General features: G+C 36.1%; 25 protein-coding genes and 1 pseudogene. 7 read left to right on the plus strand and 19 right to left on the minus strand.

The annotated features are described in order from the left end of the window. The first annotated feature begins 87 nt into the window (after positions 1 to 87). Positions 88 to 1200 carry a mandelate racemase/muconate lactonizing enzyme family protein gene (locus DMP16_RS00135; RefSeq protein WP_069284335.1) on the plus strand — a complete coding sequence of 371 codons (1113 nt, stop codon included), beginning with the start codon at positions 88 to 90 and terminating at the stop codon, positions 1198 to 1200. Positions 1201 to 1236: 36 nt separating this feature from the next. On the opposite strand, the gene DMP16_RS00140 is transcribed toward DMP16_RS00135, so the two are convergent. The 10 genes from DMP16_RS00140 to DMP16_RS00185 all read right to left on the minus strand — a co-directional run bounded on the left by DMP16_RS00140 (position 1237) and on the right by DMP16_RS00185 (position 11155). Then, entirely contained in the window at positions 1237 to 1770 is a 534-nt protein-coding gene (locus tag DMP16_RS00140) for a 3-isopropylmalate dehydratase small subunit (RefSeq protein WP_069284803.1), read from the minus strand. A gap of 5 nt (positions 1771 to 1775) precedes the next feature. Further along, positions 1776 to 3074: a 3-isopropylmalate dehydratase large subunit gene (locus DMP16_RS00145; RefSeq protein WP_069284805.1), complete on the minus strand. Its 1299-nt coding sequence runs from the start codon at positions 3072 to 3074 to the stop codon at positions 1776 to 1778. Then, the gene (locus tag DMP16_RS00150) at positions 3067 to 3510 is read right to left on the minus strand and encodes a heme-binding protein (RefSeq protein WP_231961153.1); all 444 of its coding nucleotides are present in this window, start codon (positions 3508 to 3510) and stop codon (positions 3067 to 3069) included. The genes DMP16_RS00145 and DMP16_RS00150 overlap by 8 nt, the downstream gene beginning before the upstream one ends. Further along, complete coding sequence (locus DMP16_RS00155; protein ID WP_069284336.1) at positions 3507 to 4415, minus strand: isocitrate lyase/PEP mutase family protein; 909 nt, start codon at positions 4413 to 4415, stop codon at positions 3507 to 3509. Before DMP16_RS00155 ends, DMP16_RS00150 begins: the two co-directional genes overlap by 4 nt. Positions 4416 to 4616: 201 nt before the next feature. Further along, positions 4617 to 5621: a VWA domain-containing protein gene (locus DMP16_RS00160; protein ID WP_069284337.1), complete on the minus strand. Its 1005-nt coding sequence runs from the start codon at positions 5619 to 5621 to the stop codon at positions 4617 to 4619. Further along, a complete protein-coding gene (locus DMP16_RS00165; RefSeq protein WP_069284338.1) occupies positions 5587 to 6465 on the minus strand; it encodes a MoxR family ATPase in 879 nt (292 codons plus the stop codon). The genes DMP16_RS00160 and DMP16_RS00165 overlap by 35 nt, the downstream gene beginning before the upstream one ends. A gap of 29 nt (positions 6466 to 6494) precedes the next feature. After that, positions 6495 to 8855 carry an aerobic carbon-monoxide dehydrogenase large subunit gene (locus DMP16_RS00170; RefSeq protein ID WP_069284339.1) on the minus strand — a complete coding sequence of 787 codons (2361 nt, stop codon included), beginning with the start codon at positions 8853 to 8855 and terminating at the stop codon, positions 6495 to 6497. Then, a complete protein-coding gene (locus DMP16_RS00175; RefSeq protein WP_069284809.1) occupies positions 8856 to 9338 on the minus strand; it encodes a (2Fe-2S)-binding protein in 483 nt (160 codons plus the stop codon). 2 nt (positions 9339 to 9340) lie between these two features. Then, positions 9341 to 10219 carry a xanthine dehydrogenase family protein subunit M gene (locus DMP16_RS00180; protein WP_069284340.1) on the minus strand — a complete coding sequence of 293 codons (879 nt, stop codon included), beginning with the start codon at positions 10217 to 10219 and terminating at the stop codon, positions 9341 to 9343. Positions 10220 to 10282: 63 nt separating this feature from the next. After that, complete coding sequence (locus tag DMP16_RS00185; RefSeq protein WP_069284341.1) at positions 10283 to 11155, minus strand: XdhC family protein; 873 nt, start codon at positions 11153 to 11155, stop codon at positions 10283 to 10285. Positions 11156 to 11683: 528 nt separating this feature from the next. Here DMP16_RS00185 and DMP16_RS11195 point away from each other — a divergent pair. Together DMP16_RS11195 and DMP16_RS00195 are read left to right on the plus strand one after the other, a co-directional pair. Continuing rightward, positions 11684 to 11848, plus strand: a complete 165-nt coding sequence (locus DMP16_RS11195; protein ID WP_221929520.1) for a hypothetical protein — start codon at positions 11684 to 11686, stop codon at positions 11846 to 11848. Between the two features lie 54 nt (positions 11849 to 11902). Beyond that, complete coding sequence (locus DMP16_RS00195; protein WP_069284342.1) at positions 11903 to 12535, plus strand: helix-turn-helix domain-containing protein; 633 nt, start codon at positions 11903 to 11905, stop codon at positions 12533 to 12535. Between the two features lie 356 nt (positions 12536 to 12891). Here DMP16_RS00195 and DMP16_RS00200 read toward each other — a convergent pair whose 3' ends face one another. Further along, positions 12892 to 13110, minus strand: a complete 219-nt coding sequence (locus tag DMP16_RS00200; RefSeq protein WP_306416235.1) for a zinc ribbon domain-containing protein — start codon at positions 13108 to 13110, stop codon at positions 12892 to 12894. Between the two features lie 216 nt (positions 13111 to 13326). Here DMP16_RS00200 and DMP16_RS11535 point away from each other — a divergent pair. From DMP16_RS11535 to DMP16_RS00220, 4 genes and pseudogenes are all read left to right on the plus strand, one after another. After that, positions 13327 to 13620, plus strand: a pseudogene (locus DMP16_RS11535) (AMP-dependent synthetase); the annotation flags it as partial. Between the two features lie 66 nt (positions 13621 to 13686). Further along, a complete protein-coding gene (locus DMP16_RS00210) occupies positions 13687 to 14541 on the plus strand; it encodes a cyclase family protein (RefSeq protein WP_069284343.1) in 855 nt (284 codons plus the stop codon). Positions 14542 to 14644: 103 nt separating this feature from the next. Further along, positions 14645 to 15961, plus strand: coding sequence for an MFS transporter (locus DMP16_RS00215; protein WP_069284344.1), 1317 nt, complete (start codon positions 14645 to 14647; stop codon positions 15959 to 15961). 4 nt (positions 15962 to 15965) lie between these two features. Further along, entirely contained in the window at positions 15966 to 16676 is a 711-nt protein-coding gene (locus DMP16_RS00220) for an aspartate/glutamate racemase family protein (protein ID WP_069284345.1), read from the plus strand. Positions 16677 to 16695: 19 nt separating this feature from the next. Here the strand turns inward: DMP16_RS00220 and DMP16_RS00225 are convergent, their stop codons facing one another. From DMP16_RS00225 to DMP16_RS00260, 8 genes are all read right to left on the minus strand, one after another. Further along, a complete protein-coding gene (locus DMP16_RS00225) occupies positions 16696 to 17697 on the minus strand; it encodes an NAD(P)-dependent alcohol dehydrogenase (protein WP_069284346.1) in 1002 nt (333 codons plus the stop codon). Between the two features lie 64 nt (positions 17698 to 17761). After that, on the minus strand, positions 17762 to 18478 hold the full coding sequence (locus DMP16_RS00230) for a helix-turn-helix domain-containing protein (RefSeq protein WP_069284347.1): 717 nt from the start codon (positions 18476 to 18478) through the stop codon (positions 17762 to 17764). Positions 18479 to 19029: 551 nt separating this feature from the next. Further along, positions 19030 to 19245, minus strand: coding sequence for a hypothetical protein (locus tag DMP16_RS10780; protein WP_069284348.1), 216 nt, complete (start codon positions 19243 to 19245; stop codon positions 19030 to 19032). Positions 19246 to 19273: 28 nt separating this feature from the next. Then, complete coding sequence (locus tag DMP16_RS00240; protein WP_069284811.1) at positions 19274 to 19627, minus strand: PaaI family thioesterase; 354 nt, start codon at positions 19625 to 19627, stop codon at positions 19274 to 19276. A 218-nt stretch (positions 19628 to 19845) separates the two neighbouring features. After that, complete coding sequence (locus DMP16_RS00245; RefSeq protein WP_069284349.1) at positions 19846 to 20631, minus strand: PaaX family transcriptional regulator C-terminal domain-containing protein; 786 nt, start codon at positions 20629 to 20631, stop codon at positions 19846 to 19848. An 84-nt stretch (positions 20632 to 20715) separates the two neighbouring features. After that, positions 20716 to 21807 carry a biotin/lipoate A/B protein ligase family protein gene (locus DMP16_RS00250; RefSeq protein WP_069284350.1) on the minus strand — a complete coding sequence of 364 codons (1092 nt, stop codon included), beginning with the start codon at positions 21805 to 21807 and terminating at the stop codon, positions 20716 to 20718. An 87-nt stretch (positions 21808 to 21894) separates the two neighbouring features. Beyond that, a complete protein-coding gene (locus tag DMP16_RS00255; protein ID WP_069284351.1) occupies positions 21895 to 23442 on the minus strand; it encodes an AMP-binding protein in 1548 nt (515 codons plus the stop codon). Positions 23443 to 23490: 48 nt separating this feature from the next. After that, positions 23491 to 23886: an SCP2 sterol-binding domain-containing protein gene (locus DMP16_RS00260; RefSeq protein WP_069284812.1), complete on the minus strand. Its 396-nt coding sequence runs from the start codon at positions 23884 to 23886 to the stop codon at positions 23491 to 23493. Between the last annotated feature and the right edge of the window lie 4 nt (positions 23887 to 23890).

A 23890-nucleotide genomic window follows, 5' to 3' on the forward strand; every position in this document is an offset into this window, starting at 1 on the left:
GAGAAGGCTGGTTATTTATTAATATGTTTCATGTTATTCATTTTTATAGTAATAAAACTTATAATTAACAGATAACAATCATCATATATGTTACAGCCCAAAGAGATGGAAGTACTATTATATAAGGTTCCCTCGAGACATATTCAAGAAAACGCTATAGCGAGATTTACTGCATATGAATGGACAGTAGTCAAAATAAGGTTTTCTAATGAAATTGAAGGACTAGGATGGACTTATACTCAAGGGAGAGGAGGTAGTGCGGTATTTCATCTAATAGCGGATTATTGGGCTAAGGAGATTTTAAGCTCTCCCTCAATTGATCCCGAGACATTAAATAAAAAAGTCTGGTCTCTTTCTTACTCTTATGGCTTAGAGGGTATCAGTAGAATAGCTTATTCAGCAATAGACATCGCATTATGGGATGCACTAGCTAAAGCTCATGATATGCCATTGTATGAATTACTGGGAGGACCAAAGTCTCCTAAAGTGAAAGCTTATAGAAGTGCAATAGATTTGAACTTCTCCTTAGAGGAATTAGTTGATGATATAAAAAGGTTTAAGGCTCAAGGATTTAAAGCGTTCAAGATAAAGGTGGGTAAGCCAAAGTTTGAGGAAGATGTAGAGAGAATAAAGGCGGTAAAGGAAGTTATAGGGGATATGCCTCTAATGGTAGATGTTAATAGAGGATGGTCCTATCAAGAAACTGTGAGAAGAGGGAAGGTACTGGAAGAATTGGGAGTTTATTGGTTAGAAGAACCTATCGAAGCTGATCTTCTAGATCAGTATAAGCAATTGAGGGAAAAGTTAGATATACCAATAGCTGCTGGTGAAAGCTTATATAATGGATATGAGCAAGCTAGATTAATATTAGACAAATGCGTTGATATAGTTCAACTAGACGTTCATAGGTCTGGAGGTATAACTGAGTGGATGAAATATGCTAGGATTGCAGAAGCCTTAGGATTACCTATGGCTCCGCACTTCGGTGAAGAAATCTCAGTTCAAGTACTTTCAGCAATAAAGAATTCATTATTTCTAGAGCATCTACCCGGAAGTAATCTAAATGATAGTGGTGTATTAGCTTCTACACTGAAGTTCGAAGAGGGATACGCTATTCCTCCTAATAAGCCTGGTCATGGAATAGAATTTGATTGGGAAAAAATCTCTAAATACGAAGTAGATAGAAGAAAAGTTAGCTAATTTTTCCCTCGTATAAAAATGCTTTTCGTAAAAAAATTATTCATTTAGCTTACTCTTTGCCCACTCTAAAATACCTCCACTTCTCATGACGTCTAAAATAAAAGGAGGCATAGGAGTACTATTAAAAGTCTTATCCATAATTTTAATTTCGCCAGTATCTACGTTAATTTCCACTTCAATGTCAGTTGACTTAACAAAAGATCCTATTACTTCCCTTCCCTTCATCAAACTATTTAAATGTTCTACAGCTTCTGGGGAGATGAATATTGGAAGTCCTACATTTATCGCGTTTCTAAAGAATATTCTCGCAAAACTCTTAGCTATTACCGCACTTATCCCTAAAGCTTTAAGACCTATTGCTGCTTGTTCTCTCGATGAGCCACTGCCGAAATTTTTACCAGCAACCATTATATCCCCCGGTTTAACACGTTTTACGAAATCAGGATCTACTCCCTCAAAAATGTGTTTTGCGACTTCCTTAGGATCTGTGATAGTCAAAAACCTACCCGGAATTATTACGTCAGTATCAACATCATTTCCTACTACGTGAGCCTTACCCTTAAATATCATTTCTTTCACCCATATACAAACTTTTTAACTTCATCCCAGTCTGCAACTTTTCTAGGATCCGTGATGTATCCCGTTATTGCAGAAGCTGCAGCTACCATAGCATTTGCTAAATATACTTCTGCCTTAGCTGAGCCCATTCTACCTCTGAAATTTCTATTTGTGGTAGTAATTGCTACTTCGCCATCTGCTAATAAGCCCATATGACCTCCGAAACACGCTCCACAAGTAGAATGAGATACTTGGGCACCTGCGTCAATAAATGTATCGATAAGACCCTCTTTTATGGCTTGTTTATACACGTTACGAGTAGCTGCCATTATAATTAACCTAACGTCCTTAGCGATCTTCTTGCCTCTAAGAATAGCCGCAGCTTGTCTCAAATCCGTTATTGTTCCGTTTGCACAATTTCCTATATATATTTGATTAACTGGTATTCCCTCGACGTCTTTGACATTCACAACATTACCCGGGGAATGAGGCTTAGCTATCAAAGGTTCTAAACTAGTGATATCATACTCATGAACCGCTACATACTTAGCATCGTTATCCGCTTTCACTAGACTGCTTACTTCACCTAAATAAGTCTTACTCCAATTTATTACAACCTCATTAGGCTCAAATATTCCTGCTTCAGCTCCAGCCTCTATAGCCATGTTTGCTACATGCATATACTCATCTATATTAAAATTAAGTAGAGCAGGTCCAGAAAACTCCATAGATTGAAAGTTTGCTCCATCTACTCCTATATCACTTATAGCATGTAATATTAAGTCCTTTCCAGTGATAAATGGTGGTCTTCTTCCTTTAAATATGAATAATTGGCTTTCAGGTACCCTAAACCATAAGTAACCTAATGCCATGGCTACTGCTATATCAGTTGCACCAAACCCTGAACCATAAGCATTAAATGCTCCATATGTTGTAGTGTGGGAATCCCCTCCAATGATTAAATAACCTGGCTTAACCAATCCCATTTCTGGTAATAACGTATGTTCTATTCCAGATCCTATCTCGAAGAACTTGTTAGCTCCTTGCTCTTTAGCGAAATCCCTCATTACTTTATTGTTTTGAGCTGCCTCCAGAGAAGGAGGAGGTTCAAAGTGATCTAAAACTAGAACCAAACTGTTTACATCCTTAACCCTTTTCGCCCCAATACTCTTAACTTGCTTTATAGCCAATGGACCAGAAACGTCATTGAGTAATATCACATCTGGCTTAGCCAGAATTATTTCGCCAGGCTTTATTTCATTACGCTTTTCAACTAAATGGGCTTGTAATATTTTCTCCGCTATAGTCTTACCCACTTCTCTCAACCTCTTTCTTCAATGCTTCTAAAGCAGCTTCAGCTACCTTCATGTCTTCAGTGTAATGCCCCCCGCTGACACCAATTCCTCCTACAATTTTACCGTTTAACACTATTGGATATCCTCCTCCAAATATTATTAGTCTATTAATACCAGATGGAGCACCTAATGCTAAAGGTGGATCATTCTTTATGAAGTCATACCATTGGTGGGTAGGCATTCCAAAACCAACTGCAGTATAAGCTTTATCAATAGCAACTTGAACGCTTAAAAGAGGTGCACCATCCATTCTCAAAAAGGACTTAAGAACACCGCTCTCATCAACTATTGCTATAACGAATGACTTTCCTATTTCCTTAGCTTTTTCTGTAGCAGCTTTTATCATAACCATAGCCATATCATCGGAAATGCTCTCTTTAGTGAAAGTTGTCTTCACTTTCTCACCCTAGTAACATATTTCTGCTCTAATTTTTGTACTTCTGGAACGCCTATAAATTCTACAAATTCGTTGAAATTTACCATTTTATCTAGTACGTTTAATGGTAGACCGTCTACTTTCATTCTCTCAAGAACTTCCTTCATTGCCTTAAATGCTGTGAATAGCGTTACTACTGGTACTATAACGAGTTTATAACCTAATTCCCTTAGAGTCTTTAGATCTATTAAAGGAGACCTTGTACCTTTTCCTGCCCAATTGTATAATAAAGGAATACCCCTAAGTTCCTTTGCAATCCTCTCTATCTGTTCAACATTTTCTGGGGCTTCAACGAACAACATATCTGCTCCTGCCTTATAATATTCCTTAGCCCTCTCTAGAGCTGAGTCAATTCCCTCCACGGCAATAGCATCAGTTCTCGCTATTAGGAGGAAGTTAGGATTCCTTTTAGCATCTCTACCTGCTCTAATCTTTTCTACCATTTCTTCAAGGGGTATTAGTTCTTTACCAGTTAAATGTCCACATTTCTTTGGAAAAGTTTGATCCTCGATATGTAAACCAGACGCCCCGGCATCCTCATACTCTCGAATAGTTCTAATGATGTTTATTGGATTACCGTAACCGGTGTCAGCATCAGCTATTAGCGGAACGCTAATTACTCTGGCAATCCTTTTAACGTTATCTACCATCTCACTCATAGTGATTAATCCGACGTCAGGGTAGCCTAACATGCTAGCTGCTGTTCCAAATCCTGTCATGTAGACACACTCAAATCCCATCGCTTCTATTAGTCTAGCACTTAATGCATCATATGCCCCTGGGCAAACCAATATATCTTTAGATTCCAATAATTTCCTTAGGTTATCTGGTCCATTAATTTTATCTCTTAGAAGGACCCCTCCCATATAGTATCATATAAACACCAGATTAATAAGTTTTTTAAGTAATAAAATTAATGACGCGAATGCATTAAATTGATTGTCTTGAAGGGCAAACTCTTTTGGCTGGATGAGATCGGCTAAGAGATTATAATATTTATTCTGACTTTACAAAATAATGGAGGTTACAAAATAAGGGAGGTCCCTCCAGTAGGAAGGAAGCAAGACTCAAATGGAAAAATTATGATCTATTAGACTACTAGGGGAGATCATTAAGTCTACGTTTTCATTTACAATTTTAACTGTCTCAGTAGCTGGAGAATATGATGGGCTATCCATTAAAGGATTAATCCACATAGATAAAAAGCACCTTTTTTTGATATCCTTTAATTCTCTTTTTAATAGTTCTAGATTACCTAAATCCCATGCATCACTGAAAATAACTACACTGCTTCTTCTATTTAAATAATAACCGTAACGCCTCTTTAACTCTTGCAAGGCTTCTCCTATTCTCGTACCACTCCCATAAGAAATTGTCGACGAAATACTTCTTAGATTTATTAGATTCAAGCTGGTTACTTGAAAGAAGTTAGTTACTCTTTTTACGTCTGTACTAAAATAGAATATTTCAGTTTTTTTCTCCATCCTCTTTAAGAAGAAAGATAGTAGTAAACTTTCCTTAAAGAAATCTATCATTGAACCAGAGACATCGCATAACAAAATTATATTAGATTTTAAAATTTTTCTTTTAGATTTTATTATAATTGGATAATCACCTTCGTACTTCGCTTCTCTTCTTAGTGTCCTTTTAATATCTAATGTCCCAATTTCCTTTACCTTAAATCTATGCCCTTGATAACTTAACGTAATCTCTCTAATATTATTTGCAATATTCCTCCACTTCGTTATATCGTTGATATCTACTTTAAAATTCTCTAACTTTGCTTTAGCCTCTGAAGGGCTGTAGATGAACAGCGTTTTGCTTTCACTGAGGTACTGTTGGGTCACAACGTTTCCGAATACTTTTTGGCTTTGACTACGCTTTTCCTCATTATTGATGAGTTGAAAATTCTTTAAGAGAGTAGCTTTAAGTATTGCCTTTAGAGTAAAGGGATCCCTATCCTTTATAACTCTTATTGCATTAATTGCGTCAAGAGTTTCATCAATACCTACATTCCTTCCCATTTCCCTTAATACGTTAGCTATCTTGACTATCAATTCTTCCTCTCTCATTTTTACTCACGAAATGTCTTATATCTTCCTCATCCTTAAGTAGAGTAGTTATGAGTTGTTTTATGGTATCATAGTCTATATTTTTTACATTAAGAGTTAGTATTGCATTAACAAAGTCAATAGTTTCGGACACTCCAGGTTTATGAATTATTTCATCATCATTCCTAAGTTCATTCACTATTCTTATAGCTGACTTAACTACATCCTCTCTTACATTAGGAACTTTTCTCTTTATTATCTCTAGTTCTCTTTCTTCTTTAGGATATGATAGATTTAAGTATATACACCTTCTTCTTATGGCATCTGATAGATCTCTAGTTTTGTTGGACGTTATAAATACGTAAGGTACGCTGTTAGCCTTTATTGTACCTAATTCAGGAATTGTAACTTGGAATTCCCCTAAAAACTCCAATAAAAATCCTTCAAATTCCGGCTCAGCTCTATCTATTTCATCTATGAGTAATACTACCCTTTTATCTGACCTTAATGCCCTTAATAGTGGTCTTTCGAGCAAGAACTCTTCACTGTATATTCTCTTCCTTATCTCATTCTCGTTATTTAATTGCTGTAGCATCTTTATTTCCAGCAATTGTCTAGGATAATCCCACTCATAGACTGCTTGAGAATAGTCTAATCCCTCATAACATTGAAGTCTAACTAACTGTAAATTTAATGCCTTTGCTATAACTTTGGCTAGTTCAGTCTTTCCACATCCTGGTGGTCCTTCAATCAATAAAGGTTTTTCTAATTTTAATGCTAGAAATACAGCTACAGCTGCTTCCCTCTCTATTACGTAATTATGGTCCGATAATAGTTTAATTAGTTCATCAACACTATTGATCATTTTATTTCACTTAAAAAAAGGGTTAAAATTTATTCATCTGAGGCTATCCCCTTATCCTTAAGTATTTTCCATACTTTCCAAGGCCATATAGGCATATCAATGTGCTTAACATCTAAATGAGATAAGGCATCAACTACCGCGTTTACAAATGCTGCTGGAGACCCGACTGTAGCAGATTCTCCTACCCCCTTAGCTCCTAATGGATGATGAGGAGATGGTGTTATGGTTTTATCTAGTTCCCACTTCGGTGTTTCCACAGCTGTGGGTATTAAGTATTCAGCGAAACTTCCCCCATAAATATTTCCATTCTCGTCGTAACGTATTTCCTCCATGAATGCTGTACCAAATCCCATAGTCAAAGCTCCCATAATTTGACCATCAACAATTACTGGATTTATAATGTTTCCACAGTCATCAACTGCTACAAACCTCCTAACCTTGACTTGCCCGGTTCCTTTGTCAATATCAACAACGCAGATATAAGCTCCGAATGGGAAAGTCATATTTGGGGGATTATAATATGTAACAGCCTCTAGTCCAGCTTCTAGATTAGGTGGAGGATTAGTATATGCAGCTAACGCAACTTCTTGAATAGTCTTAGATTTTTCTGGATAGCCCTTTACATAAAACTTACCTTTCTCAAATACAATGTCCTCTTCTCTCGCTTCTAATAGGTGTGCAGCTATCTTCTTAGCCTTGTCTAATATTTTCCTAGCTGATACTGCAGCTGCTGCCCCAGCAGTTGGAGTACTACGACTTGCATAAGTACCTAAGCCATATGGGCAAGTATCCGTATCTCCCTCTTCGACAATTATATCCTCAACTGGAATTCCTAAAATTTCAGATACTATTTGGGCATAAGTTGTTTCATGTCCTTGACCTTGTGCTCTAGTTCCAAATCTGGCTATTACCTTACCAGTGGGATGAATCCTTATTTCAGCGCTCTCAAACATCTTTATTCCCACAATATCAAACAAGTCAGCTGGTCCTGCTCCTACTATTTCGACAAAAGTGCTTATCCCAATCCCCATTAATTCCCCTTTCTTCCTCTTCTCCTCTTGTTCCTTCCTCAGCTCATAATAACCTATTTTTTCCATAGCTTTCTTCAATGCAGCAGCGTAATTGCCGCTATCATACGTCCAACCTAATGCAGACTTATATGGGAATTTCTCTGGTGGGATGAAGTTCTTTAACCTTAACTCAGCAGGATCCATTCTCAATTCATGAGCTAGTATATCAACTAGCCTCTCAATAGTATATGATGCTTCAGTTACCCTAAATGAACATCTATATGCGATACCTCCAGCAGGCTTATTAGTGTAAGCTCCAGTTACCTCGACGTAGGCAGACTTCATGTCATAAGCTCCAGTGCAAATACTGAATAGACCTGCAGGGAACTTAGATGGATTTGCGTCACCATAAAAGGCTCCGTGATCACTTATCACCTTAATCCTCAACGCTAGTATTGTCCCATCCTTTTTAGCTGCTAATTCTCCATGTATGTGAAAGTCTCTCGCAAAAGCTGTGCTTCTCATATCCTCAGATCTAGTATTTATCCACTTAACTGGTCTTCCTAGTTTTATTGATGCATAAGCTGAAACTACGTAACCGGGGTATACGTAAACTTTCCCTCCAAACCCGCCTCCTATGTCTGGTGAGATTATCCTTATCTTATTTTCTGGTATTTTAGTAACTAGTGAGAACACTGTTCTAACGACGTGAGGAGCTTGAGTTGTCATCCATAATGTCAACTTACCAGAAACTGGATCATAATGTGCCACTGATCCAACTGGCTCCATATAAGCTACGTGTAATCTTTGATAGTAGAAATCTTGACTTACTACAACATCAGCCTCTTTAAACAATTTATCTGTAAGTTCTTTGTCTCCAGCTTCCCATTTAAAGACTAAATTGGACTTCTTATCGGGTCTTACAATGGGCGAATTTGTTTCTAAAGCTTTCTTAGGATCAATAACTGGTTCTAAAGGTTCATATTCGATTTCAATTTGATTAGCTGCATCTAAAGCCTTATACTTATCTTCTGCTATAACCGCTACAACTTCCTGTCCTTGAAACACTACCTTATCAGTAGGTAATACCATCATTTTATCTCCCATAAGGGTTGGTATCCACGATAATCCCGCTTTTTCTAGTTCTTCTCCAGTTATTATGTCGATAACTCCTGGCATCGACTTAGCCTTTTCTATATCTATTCTTTTTATTTTCGCGTGAGCATAAGGACTTCTAACAAAAGCTAAGTAAACCATTCCCGGTAATTTTATATCATCTACATAAGTTCCCTTACCCATTAAGAATCTCATGTCTTCCTTACGCCTTATTTTATGACCCATTCCATGAACTCCAACAGGAGGTAAAGTTTCCTCTGCCATCTAAGCCCCACCTCTCATCTTTTCTGCTGCATACTTAATTGCCTCAACTATATTCTGATATCCAGTACATCTGCAAAGATTTCCCGATATTCCCCATCTAATTTCCTCTTCTGTTGGATTAGGATTCCTCATGAGTAATTGATAAGCTGCCATTATCATTCCCGGCGTACAGTAACCGCATTGTAAACCATGCTTAACCCAAAATCCTTCTTGTATGGGATGAAGCTTTCCGTCTTTAGCCAAACCCTCTATGGTTAATACTTCTTTGCCATTTGCTTGAACTGCAAATATCGTGCAAGATTTAACAGCCTTACCATTCAAGATAACTGTACATGCTCCACAATTTGTAGTATCACATCCTATGTGAGTCCCAGTTAAACCAGCTATATCCCTTATGAAGTGGACTAATAGTAATCTAGGCTCTATATCAGCCTCATAAGGTTTGCCATTTATCGTTATTTTAACGTGGACAGCTTTAACCAATTTCACACACCTCCTAAAGCCTTTCTTAATGATTGTTTTATCGCCCTAACTGTTAGCACTCCAGCCATAGCCTTTCTGTATTCAGCTGGAGGACCAAACGGTTCTTCAACTGGTTGAATTGTATCACTCACTACTTTGCCTACTTCTTTAATCAAGTTATCGTTTATCCTACTTCCTCTTAACATCTCTTCAGCTTTATAAGCCTTAACTGCATTATTACTCGCTCCACCAATCCCGATTCCTACCTCTTTCACAGTTCCATCATAATCTACGGATATATTTACAGCTGATGCAACTATTGCGAAGTCGCCTACTCTTCTCTCTAATTTTATATAACTTCCACCATTCCTTGGTTGTTGAATTGGAATCCTTATTTCGGTCAAGATCTCATCTGTTCTCAATGCGGTTTGAAATGGTCCTAAAAAGAAGTCTTTAGCCTTAATAACTCTACTTCCAGACAAACTTGTAGCCACGAGTTCAGCATTGTAAGCTAGCATCACAGAAGGTAAGTTATTTCCAGGATGATTATAACATACATTACCTCCTACAGTTCCCCAGTTTCTTACCGTAGGATCGGCAATATGCTTGACAGCTTCATGAAGTAATGGGTATTTATTTCTTATTAAGTCGGAATACTCTAAGTCTGAATATCTAGTTAATGCTCCGATCCTCAAATAACCTTCTGACTCGCTAACATAAGATAGATTTGGTATGTTATTTATATCTATGACGTACTTAGGAGAAATGATTCTTAACTTCATCGCTATTATTAAACTTTGACCTCCTGCCAGTATCTTTGCGTCATCTCCGTATTTAGATAATAGTTCTAGTGCCTCCTTAAGGTCGTTAGGCGAGAAATAGTCAAATTCTGCAGGATACATCAAATTATCTTATTTTTGCAAGTTAAAAAAGCTTTGCTATCAAGGAAAACTTTGCATTTTTTATTATTTAATATAATTTTTAGGATTAGACTCGAAACTGTCTTTACAATGCTTACTACAGAAATAGTAAACCTTACCGTTAAAAGTTGAAAAGTAAGGAGACGACTTAGATACAGACATACCACAAACTGGATCTTCAAATATTTCATACTCATTTTTCGCCTTAGCCTCTTTTCCGACCTTTATAATCTCAGCTAGGATGCTTACAGCTATCTCATCGGGAAATACGGCGTTTATATCTATACCAGCGGGAATCTTAATCCTTGATATCAAATCCTCTCCATATCCCTTACTCCTTAGGTAAGATAAAATCTCTTCTCCTCTCTTTCTACTAGCTACGACTCCTATATACTTCACGTTAGAGTTGAGTAATGCTTCAGCGAATTCATGATCTCTCTCGCCCATAGTGGCAATTAACGCAAACGAGTTTTTACTAACCTTAACTTGATTAATTTCACCTGGATCACTAACTTTAATTAGACTAAATCCCATATCAGCCCCTAACTTCTCTAGATAGTGAGTTATAGGATTATCCCCGGCTATTATTATCTCTCTTTTACCTACCATAGGCTCGATATATAAATAAACTGTACCACCATGACAAGTCTTTAAATGTAAAAATTTTGGAACCCTCATATTAATTACTTCTAATGAATTCTTTATTATCTCTTCTTTAATGCAAAAACCACCAATCCAACCCTCATATGAACCATCAGATTTAACGATAAGTTTATTCCCAGCTTTTAATGAACTTGGACCTTCAGCATTTACCACTTCTACTACTGCAAATTCCTCTCCTTTTTCCATTAACTCTTCAACTCTCTTTATGAAGTCAAGAGAACCCATGAAATAACCTTTATATTGTTGGCTTAACATGATCTTCCTATAGTTTATTTTTTGAAGCCAAATATTTAAGTCTTGACCATCACATCATTATTTACCTTTTATAATTAATTTTTGCTCATTCGGAGTATGGATAACAATTTCTTTACCTCCTTAAAATTTTATTCTCACTTATGCTTATGAATTTCGAGTAAATTGTGGAAGAATGTTTTCAGTCATCTTGCTGAGTTCCATGTAAAGTCCATGCTTAATAGTTTTAAACTTTTTAGATCTACTAATCTCTTGTCAAACCTTTGTATTAGACCAAGAGACGTAAACTGATGCCTTATCGTACATCCTTATCTCTGCCAATTTAAAATTACGTGAACGGGCTGATCACTCATATCTTTTTAGAGGATTTGAATAACAAGAGTGTGAAGAGTTTACCAATAGATAGGCTTTATCTCGTACAATGCCGACGTGTTCAATATTGGATTAAATGGAGGCTAAAAAGTATGGTCTTAGAGTTGCTTATGTTATCCCTAGTTTTCCTCTACTCGTTGCCCAAAGTGTAGTAAGGATATGAAAGGGGTTGGTTATAGATACTTTCATTGTGTTAATTGTGGCTATGAGAACGTTAGGGAAGTTATTGCAATAATGAACCTTTATGGTTCTCTGAGCCTCTCGACGCATGGGAGATGTAAGCACGAATCGATGAAGGAAACCTCCCTAGGGGGAAGAAGTTAAACCATCATTCCTATATGAGAAATTTTTTATTTATATTCATATATAAGTTAATGCATGAAAAGAAATGTTTTAATTTCAACAGAGATCTCACATGATAATTGCTGGACGGAAATTACCCAAAAATATGATGTCAAAATAAAGTTGATAGATCAGAACTTTCTTAATGACAGATGGTTCTCTTCTACGATACTAATTATAGGAAAGGATTCTAAAAGCTTCATAAGTAGTATGAGAAAATTTAGTAAATTAAAAATTAGCAAGATAGAGAAGATAAGTGACTTAGGTTATTTATTAGAATTCCTTTATGGTAAAGATAATGCCGTCTCTAAACTTTTGAAAAAACATGACGCAATCGTAATCGAACACAAGATAAATGATGGATTAGAGAGATGGAAATTTATAATACAAGAAGGTAATTTGGGTACCCTTAAAGAGGAGTTAGATAAGAGAGGAGAGATCAGAAAGCTATACTCCATGAGGTTTGAGGAATTAGGATTAAGTCAGAGAAATATACAGATATTAAGAGATGCGTATAAGTTAGGATATTTTGATACTCCCAGAAAAATAAGCATTTACGAGCTATCTGAAGCCTTAGGTATTAAACCTAACACCCTCATATATCACATAAGAAGAGCGGAGAAATCAATCCTAAAGGCTTTCCTCGATGATCAGTTTGACATATTTTAAGGATTTTTAAATGTGAAGAATATATAATCATATTATTCGTTACTTAAATTATGAGTAATCTAAAAATAGATCTAAGAAAGTATGGCACTGATGACTACTATATATTATATTCGAAATTTAATTAGGAAATTCCAGAGTATTTCAATACGGGAGAGGCTATTTCTAAGCATAGAGAAAGCACTACTATTATATATAGAGATGCTGACCTCCTCCCAGCCCTAAAGGACAAGGGTTCTGCTGAGGTCTAAAGCATTACTCCCCTTTGCTACTCCATTTGACGTTACGAGGAAGGAAATAGGTTTTTTCAACGTGCCTACAACTTTCTTTATTGCCTTCTTCATTATATACCGTTAACGTCACTGCGTATGACCTAAAGGGCAATTGATAACTCCCCTAGGCTTCCCACTCACTTCAACGTCATGGAAAGCACAGAAACGTGAAGTATTGTATTCAACAACTAGAAACACCTTTATGCCGTATTCATAGAGCTTGTCAACTATAGCCTCGATGAGTTTACGATAAGACCAAATATTCAGATTGAACTTATTACCTTGATAGCAGTAAAATTGCCAGATACTATAGCATTATAAGAATCCAGAGGCTACAGCTAATAAAATTTGAGGAGGATTTTTGCTAACTGGTGATATGGGTTGGAGGGATGAATATGGTTTAAGAGCTGAAGCGATTTCTTGATAAAGACCTTAAGTAGGAGTAGATAGAGCAAACTTTCAATCTATGGAGTTTTCTAGACCTACTCTGCTTAATTTTAATATAGATGAGTATATACATGTAGCGAATATAGAGTCGGACCGGAGGAAATAGAGTTTATAATTAACCAACATCTGGCTGTTCTCGAATCAGCTGTTATTGGAAAAGAAGACCCTGTGAGAGGTTGAGATCATAAAAGCGTTTATAGTGTTAAAGACTGGTTACGAGCCCAGTGAGAAAATTAAGCAAGAGATTGTCGAATTAGTTAAAAGTAGTTATGTATGCATATCCTAGGGAAGTTGAATTTGTTACTGAAGACAGAGTCCGGTAAAATTAAGAGAGTTGAATTGAAAAGAAGGGTTAACTTGCAGAGTTAAAAGTCCTCAACTATTTTATTATTTTTCCATTGAAGTTTTATTATTTTCTTTAGCTAATATCTTTCTATGGAAAACGCTTTGGAACAACTTCTTTATAATCTGAATATAGAGAAAGGCAGTAACGGTACATTTTTTAAGATAAAGAGAATGGATGAATTGAAAAATCTAATCCAGAAGGGGTTTGTAATTCAGCTATCTAAGGTTTTATATAATGGCTGGTTCATTAAAACTCATGGTCCAGTTCACATGTCAAGATTGACTACTTATAGAGATGCAAAAAGGAAGTATAAGGATAAGGATATACCAGAGGGAACGGGGTTTGCCACTATGAGGTTAAGCCTATGTGACCATTCTGGTACTCATTTAGATGGTTTAAATCACGTTTCAGAAAGGGGAGAGCTATTTGGAAAGATAAAAATTGAGGAGGTTGAAGAAGATATAGAAGGTTTCAATACTTTGGATATAACATCTATACCTCCCATCATAACTAGGGGAATACTATTTTATACTCCTAAGGATAGAGTGGAAGAAGTGACGGTAAATGACCTAAAGAACGCTCTAGGAAATATAAAGGTTGAAAAGGGGGACGCAGCGATAATATATACGGGTTGGAAAGATTACACTGATGAAGAACCGGGTATAGGCCTAGAAGGTGCTAAATGGTTAGCGGAAATGGGCTTTAGACTAGTTGGGAATGATTCTCCTAGGAGCGAATATATAACGAGAGGTACTAAGGATTTCTTCCCCGTTCATAGATTCCTCATAGCTCAGAACGGAATTTTGCTTATAGATAACATGTATTTAGATGATTTAGTTGATAGTTTACAAGAGGAGAAGAGAAAGGATTTCTTATTAATAGTTATTCCGCTAAGGCTTAGAGGTGCAACTGCATCCCCGGTGAATCCTATAGCTATCATATGATTAAAATTTTTTAAATTAAATCTTGTTAATCATAAATATTTTTTAATAGTAACTGATGTAAGATTTTTAATCTTTATATCCCGTAGTATCTTGTGTGGATATCATGGTCTCAATGAAAACAAAGGCAATAATAAGTACAACGTTAGGAATAGGATTCGAGTGGTATGACTTCTTTTTATATGGACTGTTATCAACTATAATTGCTAGGGAGTTCTTTCCTTCATCAGTTCCATTATTATCATTACTGCTAACATACTTAGTCTTCTTTATAGGATTTTTAGGTAGACCACTAGGAGGCATAATCTTCGGCTATCTAGGGGATAAGTACGGTAGAATTTATTCACTAATATTTACCCTATTATTTGCTGGCTTAAGTTCACTTATTGTAGCTATACTTCCAACCTATTATCAGATTGGAATTATTGCTCCAATACTTCTTGCTGTGATGAGATTGATAGATGGGATAGGGTTAGGAGGCGAATGGGGTGGATCGTTTTCTCTAACTTCAGAATACGTAAGCCTTAATAGGAGAGGATACTATTCTGGCATATTACAAGCAACAGTGTCAATAGCAACATTACTCATTTCAGCTCTATCGATTCTGCTAACAAGTATATTAGGTGCTAATGGTTTTGATACAATAGGCTGGAGGATACTTTTTGCAATAGGTTTCGTAATAGCTATTTTAGCTGTAATCATTAGGCTTAGAATAGAGGACTCACCAGTGTTTAAAAAATTACAAGATAAGGGTAAAATAGAGAGAAATCCATTATTTAAGGCAGCAAAAGGTTATTGGAAGTATATAATAGCTGCATTGTTCCTAGTTGGGATATTTAATGGTGTATGGTATTACGTAAACTATACCCTTTCAATATCTTATGCTACGTCTCTAGCTAAGGAATTCCATTACCCGGCAGTGTCCTTAACTGTTGTAGACTTTGCAATTTTAATAGTATCAATAATAGGAATTTTTGCATCTCCTCTATTTGGTCTACTATCTGATAAAATAGGAAGAAAATATCAAATGTTAATCGATGCGGTATTTGGGATAATATTCGCCTATTTCTACTTCTCTATGTTAAGGAGTGGGAATCCAGAATTAGTGATTACGGCAATAACAGTTTCAGGTTTGTTTGTATACTATTTAGCTGGAGCTATTACACCGGCTGTACTAGTTGAACTATTCCCTCCACAAGTTAGATATACCGCAATTTCAATGGCTTATCAGATAGGTGTAGGGCTTTTAGGAGGAAGCTCTCCCTTATTATTAACTTATTTAATAGGAGTTACACATGATATTAATATGCCAGTATATTACATGATAGGAACGGGAATAATAGCGTTAATAGCTACTTTAGTAATAGGGGAAACTAAAGGAAGGAGTTATGAGGGGGAGGAAGAAATAGCTACTACTAGGTGAGAAAATGAAATGGACTAAAATAGGTGTAATAGTTCCATCCTCCAACACTACAGTAGAGAGAGAATTTAACAGAGTATTCAAAGAACCAGATTTTACAGTTCATACTTCAAGGATTATTCTGCCAGATGTCACATTAAAATCATTGGAGGAAATGGAAAAGGAAACTGAGAGAGCATCAATAGAACTAAAGACTGCTAAAGTTGACATAATAGCTTACGCTTGTACCACGGGCAGTTTATTTAAGGGACCTAATCATCATGAACTTATAAAGAGAAGGATAGAGGAAAAAACTGGAATAAAGGCTGTAGCTACGTCTGGGTCAGTAACTAAAGCTTTAAGAGCGTTAGATGCAAGTAAAGTCCTGGTGGTTACTCCTTACATAGAAGAGCTGAATGAGAAAGAGAAACAATTCTTAGAAGCTAATGGCTTTGAAGTTGTGAACATAAAAGGAATGGGTATAGTTGATAATACTCAGATTGGCAAACTTGAGCCAGATTATAGTTATAGCTTCATATTAAATGTGGCTAAGAGTACAAATAAGTATGATGCTCTCTTCATCTCTTGTACTAACTGGAGAACCTTTGAGATAATAGATAAACTTGAAAAAGAGTTAAATAAGCCGGTTATAAGTAGTAATAGTGCTACACTATGGGATATTGTTAGAAGACTTCAAGTTGATGTACAAGTAAAATTGGGAACTTTATTCTTAAAGTGACTTTTTTCCTCAAAAACTGTTAGGGTATTACCACTTGTCTTCCCAAAACTTTTCCGCTCTCAAGATCTCTCAAAGCTTCGTTTAACTCCTCTAAACTTCTTTTTATCACGAATGGTTTTATCAAATTACGTTCTACTAAACTCATCAACTCACCTAGTTCGTTGAAGGTGCCATAATTACTTCCCACTAGTTTATATTCCCAAACTACTGATTCAAATGTTGGTATTGATAATTTATCCCCTTCCATACCTACTTCAATTATAACTCCATTACTTTCGAGAGTTTTAGCTATTCTCATAGTCGATTCCTCATTTCCAACGAAGTCAATTGCTACACTAACATCCTTAACGTTCAACTCCTCTGGTCTCATGCCTATCCCTCCTAACTCCTCTATTAGATTTAATTTTTCTTTAGATCTAGTAACAACGTAGACTTTAAGATAAGGAGCTAAAGCTTTAATTATTTGCAAAGCGTAAATTCCTAATCCTCCAAAGCCATAAAGTATTATACTTGAGTCAGCTTTAGCGTATTTTAAAGCCTTTTTGACTGCTGAGTAAGAAGTTAGACCTGCGTCAGCTAAGGGTGCAGCAAGTATTGGATCCACATTTATCTTATATAGAAACATAAAGTTAGGGATGTAAAGGTACTCAGAGAAACCACCATAATAATATGACTGTCCCGGGATAGCTTGATTTCTGCATAACATATATTTGCCTTGCCTGCAGTATTTACAAGTTAAGTCTCCCCAAACCGCATAAACTATTACTTTATCTCCCCTCTTGAGCCCCTTAACATCTTCTCCAACTTCTACAACAGTTCCAGCGTTCTCGTGACCTAAGACAAAAGGTAATTTGAATCCTGGTCTGGGTTCTGTCCCCTTCCAAAGTCTTAAATCAGTTCTACAAACTCCTGCACCATTCACCCTTATTACAACTGACTGCTTCTTTGCCTCAGGAACTTCTATTTCTCCCATCTCTAAGGGTTTGCCAAACTCCTTAAGAATCATAGCCCTAGACTTCATGGGTAATAGGTTTAGATAGGTAATTAATAAATTATGACCCAGACTAGTATGCTGTTTTACATTATTAGTAGAAATAGTCGTCCAAACTACTAACTATGTTCTTGATTATCTTCTTTAGCGTCTTTCTTAACACTTCATTTAATGAAGCCTTAGTAACTCCTAATTCCTTAGCTACATCCTCAATCTTATTCTTCTTTGGATACTCAAACAAACCTCTTTCATAAGCTAACCTAAGAACTTCAACCTCTCTATCAGTAAATAGGGATCTATTCTTAAATTCATACTTAGAAAGAACATCTATGGGTAATTGAAACTCCTTCACCTTAAAATTCAAGACCTTTCCGTGGATTTCAAGAAATCTTCTCATTGCGTCAACGCTGTATTTATCCATGAATAAAATAGACCACTTCTCCCTTGTCTCATAGTATAAAGAGGAATCCGCTATTGCCCCAAGAGTGTAAGCAGTCCCTCTAACTGAATCCCTTAGGTCACCAATGACTCCTAACCTTAATACTTTAGGATATCCATCATTTATTGGATATAAGAATAATATTCTCTTGATCTTCCAATGTGACTTTAAAGTTTTTTCTAAAAGTTTTAGTTCCTCTTTGGAATAAACCTTAACTGTTGATATCTCTATCTCGCCTTCCGATGAAATATAGGAGGAAAAGGGAGACACAACTAGCCTTTCTCTATCTACACTTATCTTTGAAGTCCAATCACTCTCATGTATATAATCTACCATCATCTCATGAAAGGTAATTGCAATATCTTTTCCCATTACATTTAATTCTTTGTTTCAGTTGATAAAATACTTTTAGCGTTCGAATAACCATAACTTATTTAGAGAAAATCATGAAGAGGAAGCACAACCTGGTTCTTATATAACTAATCGGCAATATTTGTATTGATGAAAAAAAGTAATATGGTATAGGTTAAGTAATGATAAAGATTTAATATTACGTCATCTTAGTAGCAAAGCTTCGAAAAGATGAAGATTATTAAATTACAGTTATTCTTTAATTGTTTACGAATGTTTATAAAATGGTAGTAACCTTTAAGAATAAGATGAAAAGTATAAATTTTGTGTAGCAAAGATCACTCATTAATTTATGAATAATCATATTAGTAACAAGCTAGGGTTAAAACAACTTCATTTAAAAGCGTTGCTAATATGAAGCAACTCCTACAAAGGGTAGTCCTTTAGACCTCAACATAACCCTTTAGGATAGGATAGGAAATGCTACGGAAAAACGTATGTATTTAATATCTGACCTCCTTCCCGCCTTAAGGGTTCCCTTAGGGCGGTTCACAAGTTTACCGCCTTCATAGCTAGTGGGCATTAATACCCACTCGTCCAGCGATAGCTAGGTCTTCAGCCATTTTACCCCTATCCCTTGGGTAGAGGAACCCCACCCTCCTCGAGACTTGTAAATATGTATTGAGGAGGAGGGACACGTTTTCACTACGCTTTATGGCTTCCCTCAATGATCTTCCTTCACTTAAAAACTTTAACCCCGGGAGAAAAGCTTGCCCTTCCTTTGCCAATAAAATTTAGTATCTAACACGCTTTAAATTAAGCGTTAACCTTCATGAAAGTCCCTAAGGCCTTCACACATAATTCTCCCTTATCGTTATAGATCTCTCCTTCTACAAAAATAGCCCTTTTGCCCTTTTTAAGTATCTTACCTATCACCTTAAACTCATTTCCCTTTAATGGTGAAAGAAAAGCTATTTTCAGTTCTAATGTGAGAACTTGACTATCCGAAACTAACCTAGCTACGGACCAGCAAACAGTATCTAAAACATACATGGATATTCCTCCGTGGACGATACCTCCGGGAATACTTATTAACTCTTTAAAGGGAAATTTAACTATCACGTGATCCTTGGCTATTTCAATCACTTTAATCCCTAAGAGTTGTGACATGGGATGCGATTGTATATAAGCTGTCAACTGCTCTTCAGTTACATTCTCCACTTTTCTCACCTTAGATATCTATTTATTTTATATTGATATAAAATTCTTAATGAGACTTGTATAACTTTTTAGGTTACAAAGTGAGGAGAGGCTCACTGGTGGGAAAGAAGTTAGTCTACCAATCACTGTTTAAGATTCTACATATTATTAAAGTTACAATGCAGTAATTATTCTTCATAAACGCTTTCAAAATACTTGTTAGCTGAGGGGGATAAATCATCATATATTTTTTTGAACAGCTTATATGCCTCATAACCTATCCAGTTAGGGGGTAAGAGTTCTTGAGGGAGTCCAGGATCAATATGTAAGAACTTCCTATATTCATGCAAAATGGTTATCTTATTTACGAAAGCCTCTGCAGGGGATAGTTTATCAGCATTATCAGCTAATTTTATCCATTTACCTATGAAATTCTTATACCTCAACTCTATTTCAGTTAGATTCCAACACTTTTTGATTATCATTTGAGGATCTTGAGGAAATGAGGCTATAAATAAGTACACTTTCCCCCCATCCTTCCAATATTTCTCTATCATTTCATTTACCACACCCTCTAAAGGATTGGGAGAAATCCACGTTGAAGAGGCTAAAGATCCGAAACCTAACCACTGTAGTTCTCTTCTGATCTTATTCCTCAAAGCCTTATTGTCTTCCTTAAAATTGTAAATCACTATCCTCCACTTACCGTCCCAATGACCAAACCTCCATTCTTTAACCCTCTTTATGGCTGTTTCAAACTTTAAGATAGTTTCTTGCGAAAACTCATAACTCCCCCTATTTGAACTCGTAATGAGTCCTTCACGCTTTAGTCTATGTAACGTAGTTCTTACAGCACTACTCGTAAAACCAAAGGGCTCCACTAATTTGACTAGACTTCTAGCTCTTATGGAGCTATTTCTCCCGCTCAAATTATAATCCCCTAAGATTGTAAAAATTAATGTTTTTAGTTTCATATAGGTATCATTATTTACTTTACTCTTTAAAGTCTTAAATAATTGTCTACATTTCTACAAAAATGATTAAAACAATTTGATATTTTATGTTCCTTTACAAGCCATGAACACTGGTGTAATGAATTCCTCTGGTGTAGCACCTATTATTTCATACCCTTCTTTCATCAGTTTTAAGACTTTATCTTTAGCAACGTTAAATTCATCACATCTTAAACCTATTAGTTCTCTCGTTATATCTTCATCAAGATCCGGAGGAACTAGCCCGAAATCTCCTGTGATCATAACGTCCTTAATCTCATTACCACTTAAAGCTACTGATGCTTGAATCAACTTTCTATACTTCTTTTGGGCAAATCTATAATCATATACACTGTTCTTAGCCATAAACTTACCAGTCGATCTTCTAAAGATGAACTCCTCAGACTTCAGTATACTGAGATATTTACTCCAGATCTTCTCCTCTTCATCATTAAGTTCGCTTATCTCAATTTTTGCATCGAATACTTTCTTTATCGCATTCGTCAAAGACTCTCTGAAATCGCCACTCTTAGGCGTTAAAATCCCATCTATATCTATTGAGGCGAAGTACTCTTCTGGCTTTTTAATAGCTTTATCTGCAAATTTTTCTGGTGGTATGTTAAGAACTTTGAAAGGCAATTCTGGATCTGGTCGCCAAAGGTTGGTGAATCCGTTGAAGAATAAGACTTCCCTCTTATTACTTAGAATACTTACTCCAGTTCCACAAAGCTTCTTTCCTTTAATCCTTATATCATTCGGACTCACGTATTCAGCATCCTTTACGCCTAACTCCTTTACCGCATTTAAAAATACTTTGCCAACTAACACGTCATATGCTTCAGTGGAGCTATTAAACATTCTCTGCGGGAATATGATTGCCCATCCTCCGGTTATCTTATCCATGAAAATGTTTCCCATTCCTAACTTCCATCTTCTTACTAACTCTACGTTATACCTTTTGCAATTCTCAATTTTCACTTCTCTATCAACATCTTGGTAATAACCTAAATATGAGAAAGGTCTACTGAAACCTTCCATCACTATCAACGTGGGATATAACTCCTCTAATTCGCCTATAGAATAGGCATAAGATATGATTGAAGCTAAATTAAAAATCTGTGGATCAGCCTTTTCGAAATATAATAACCTTATATTCATGTCGTTTCTATTATAAATTTTTAGTTTAAATAGTTATGTATCTTGATAAAGGGAGGACAAGCCTTTATGGTGGGGAGGAAGTCAGCACTATAACATTTCTCTCAGTTTATATTTCTGTATTTTCCCACTTTCAGTTTTGGGTAACGAATTAACAAACTTAACCTCCCTAGGATAGGCATGCTTAGAGTATTTCTCCCTTACGAAGTTTATAATATCATTGGCTAAATCTTCAGAGGGGTTATATGAAGGCTTTAAAACTATGAATGCCTTAATAACTTTACCCTTAACTGGATCATCTACTCCTAATACAGCTGCTTCCATCACTGCAGGATGTTGGATTAGAACACTCTCTATCTCGAAAGGACTTACTCTATAGCCAGAAACCTTAATCACCTCATCTTCCCTTCCAACAAACCAGAAGTAACCATCCTTATCTACTTCTGCCATATCCCCCGTTAAGTACCAATCCCCTCTATATGCCCTTTTAGTCCTCTCCTCATCATTTATATATCCTAAGAAATAGAACCCTTCAGTATTCTTGTTTACCGCAATAACTCCATCAATAACAGTCACTTCATATCCCGGAGCAGGTAATCCCATACTACCGGGCTTTATATCAGCCTCATACCCCCAACCGTTATATACTATCATTCCAGTCTCTGTCTGACCATAATGATCCTTAATAGTAAAGCCAAAGTTTTCCTTAAACCACCTTATCACTTCAGGATTCAAGGGTTCTCCTGCAGAACTCGCTCTAGTTATTCTCAAATTATACTTCTTAGGCTCTCTTACTTTCCCCATTATCATTCTATATGCTGTAGGAACAAATGCGAAATTTGTAATCTTGAAGTCCTCAGCGAATTTTAAAGTATCCTCCGGTGAGAATAGTTTATCGAAGAAAATTACTGGTTTCCCAAATATTATTGGTGATATTATTCCAACTCCTAAACCATAAGCCCAGCCTGGACTTGCTGGAGTCCAAAACACGTCATCATCCCTTATACCTATTCCGTACTTCATATAAACGTATAAACTATAGAGTGTTCTGAAGTTCTGCAAAGCCCCTTTTGGTCTTCCAGTTGTACCGGAAGTATATTGTAAGCCAGAGGGATCATTATATGAAATCTTCTCCCATTCCTCCCTCTTCAATTTATCGTAAGATATTGCCTCATCAAAAGACACAGACTTCTCTTTCCTTCCGGGAAAAGTGATGATGTTGTCGAATAGGTCTTTAATCTTATCGTATTGATCCTCTTGTACTAATATTACTTTGGGTTTCTTATCTTTAATTCTCATTTCTATTGCAGATGGTCCGAATGCTGTAAATAATGGTTCAAATATTGCCCCTAACATCCAACTTGAGACTAGGTAAACTACTTGTTCAATCTTTTTCTCAGCTAGACAAGCCATTACGTCTCCTTTACTCACCTTGAACTCATTTCTAAGGAAGGAACTCAGTTTTTGAGCTTTATCCTTCAGTTGAGAGTAAGATAATGACTGCTTGTTCCACTTATCATCTACCCTAAGTACCCCAACCTCTCCTCCTTCTCTTATTAGCTTATCCCTAAAATCCTGCCCAAAGTACTTTTTTACATCATCCCAACTAAAACTTTTTAACACTTCTTCATATCTCATTAAAGTAGAATTAGATAAAAAATTAAAAAAGCTTATGTTCAAATAGTTTTAGAGTATCTCCAGATCGTTAGTTATACCTCTGCCTCTGACTATACTTGCGATATTAACAGCTGCCCTAATGTGTCTTATTAAGTTTAGCTTATCTCCATTAACGAGCTTTAGTTTACCGGATAGTAAGGCTACGGCTAAATCTAATTCACCCAGTAATATCGACTTCCATACACTATACTCTCCCTCAATTACGTAATCTGCGTCCAGATTTTCTCCCTCTTCTACTCCTAAGCATTTTCCCTCCTTTATATTAACCTTGAATTTCATATTTCTATTTTGTACATTTTTTAATATAAATAGTATGTTCCAATTCCATGATTTTATCTCATCAATATTTATACCATTTATTTCAGCGCATAGTTTCTGTGCCCACTCTAGGCTTGGAAATTTCATCATT

This window comes from Sulfolobus sp. B1 (genome assembly GCF_007050195.1).
In the GTDB taxonomy this organism is placed as follows: Archaea; Thermoproteota; Thermoprotei_A; order Sulfolobales; family Sulfolobaceae; genus Saccharolobus.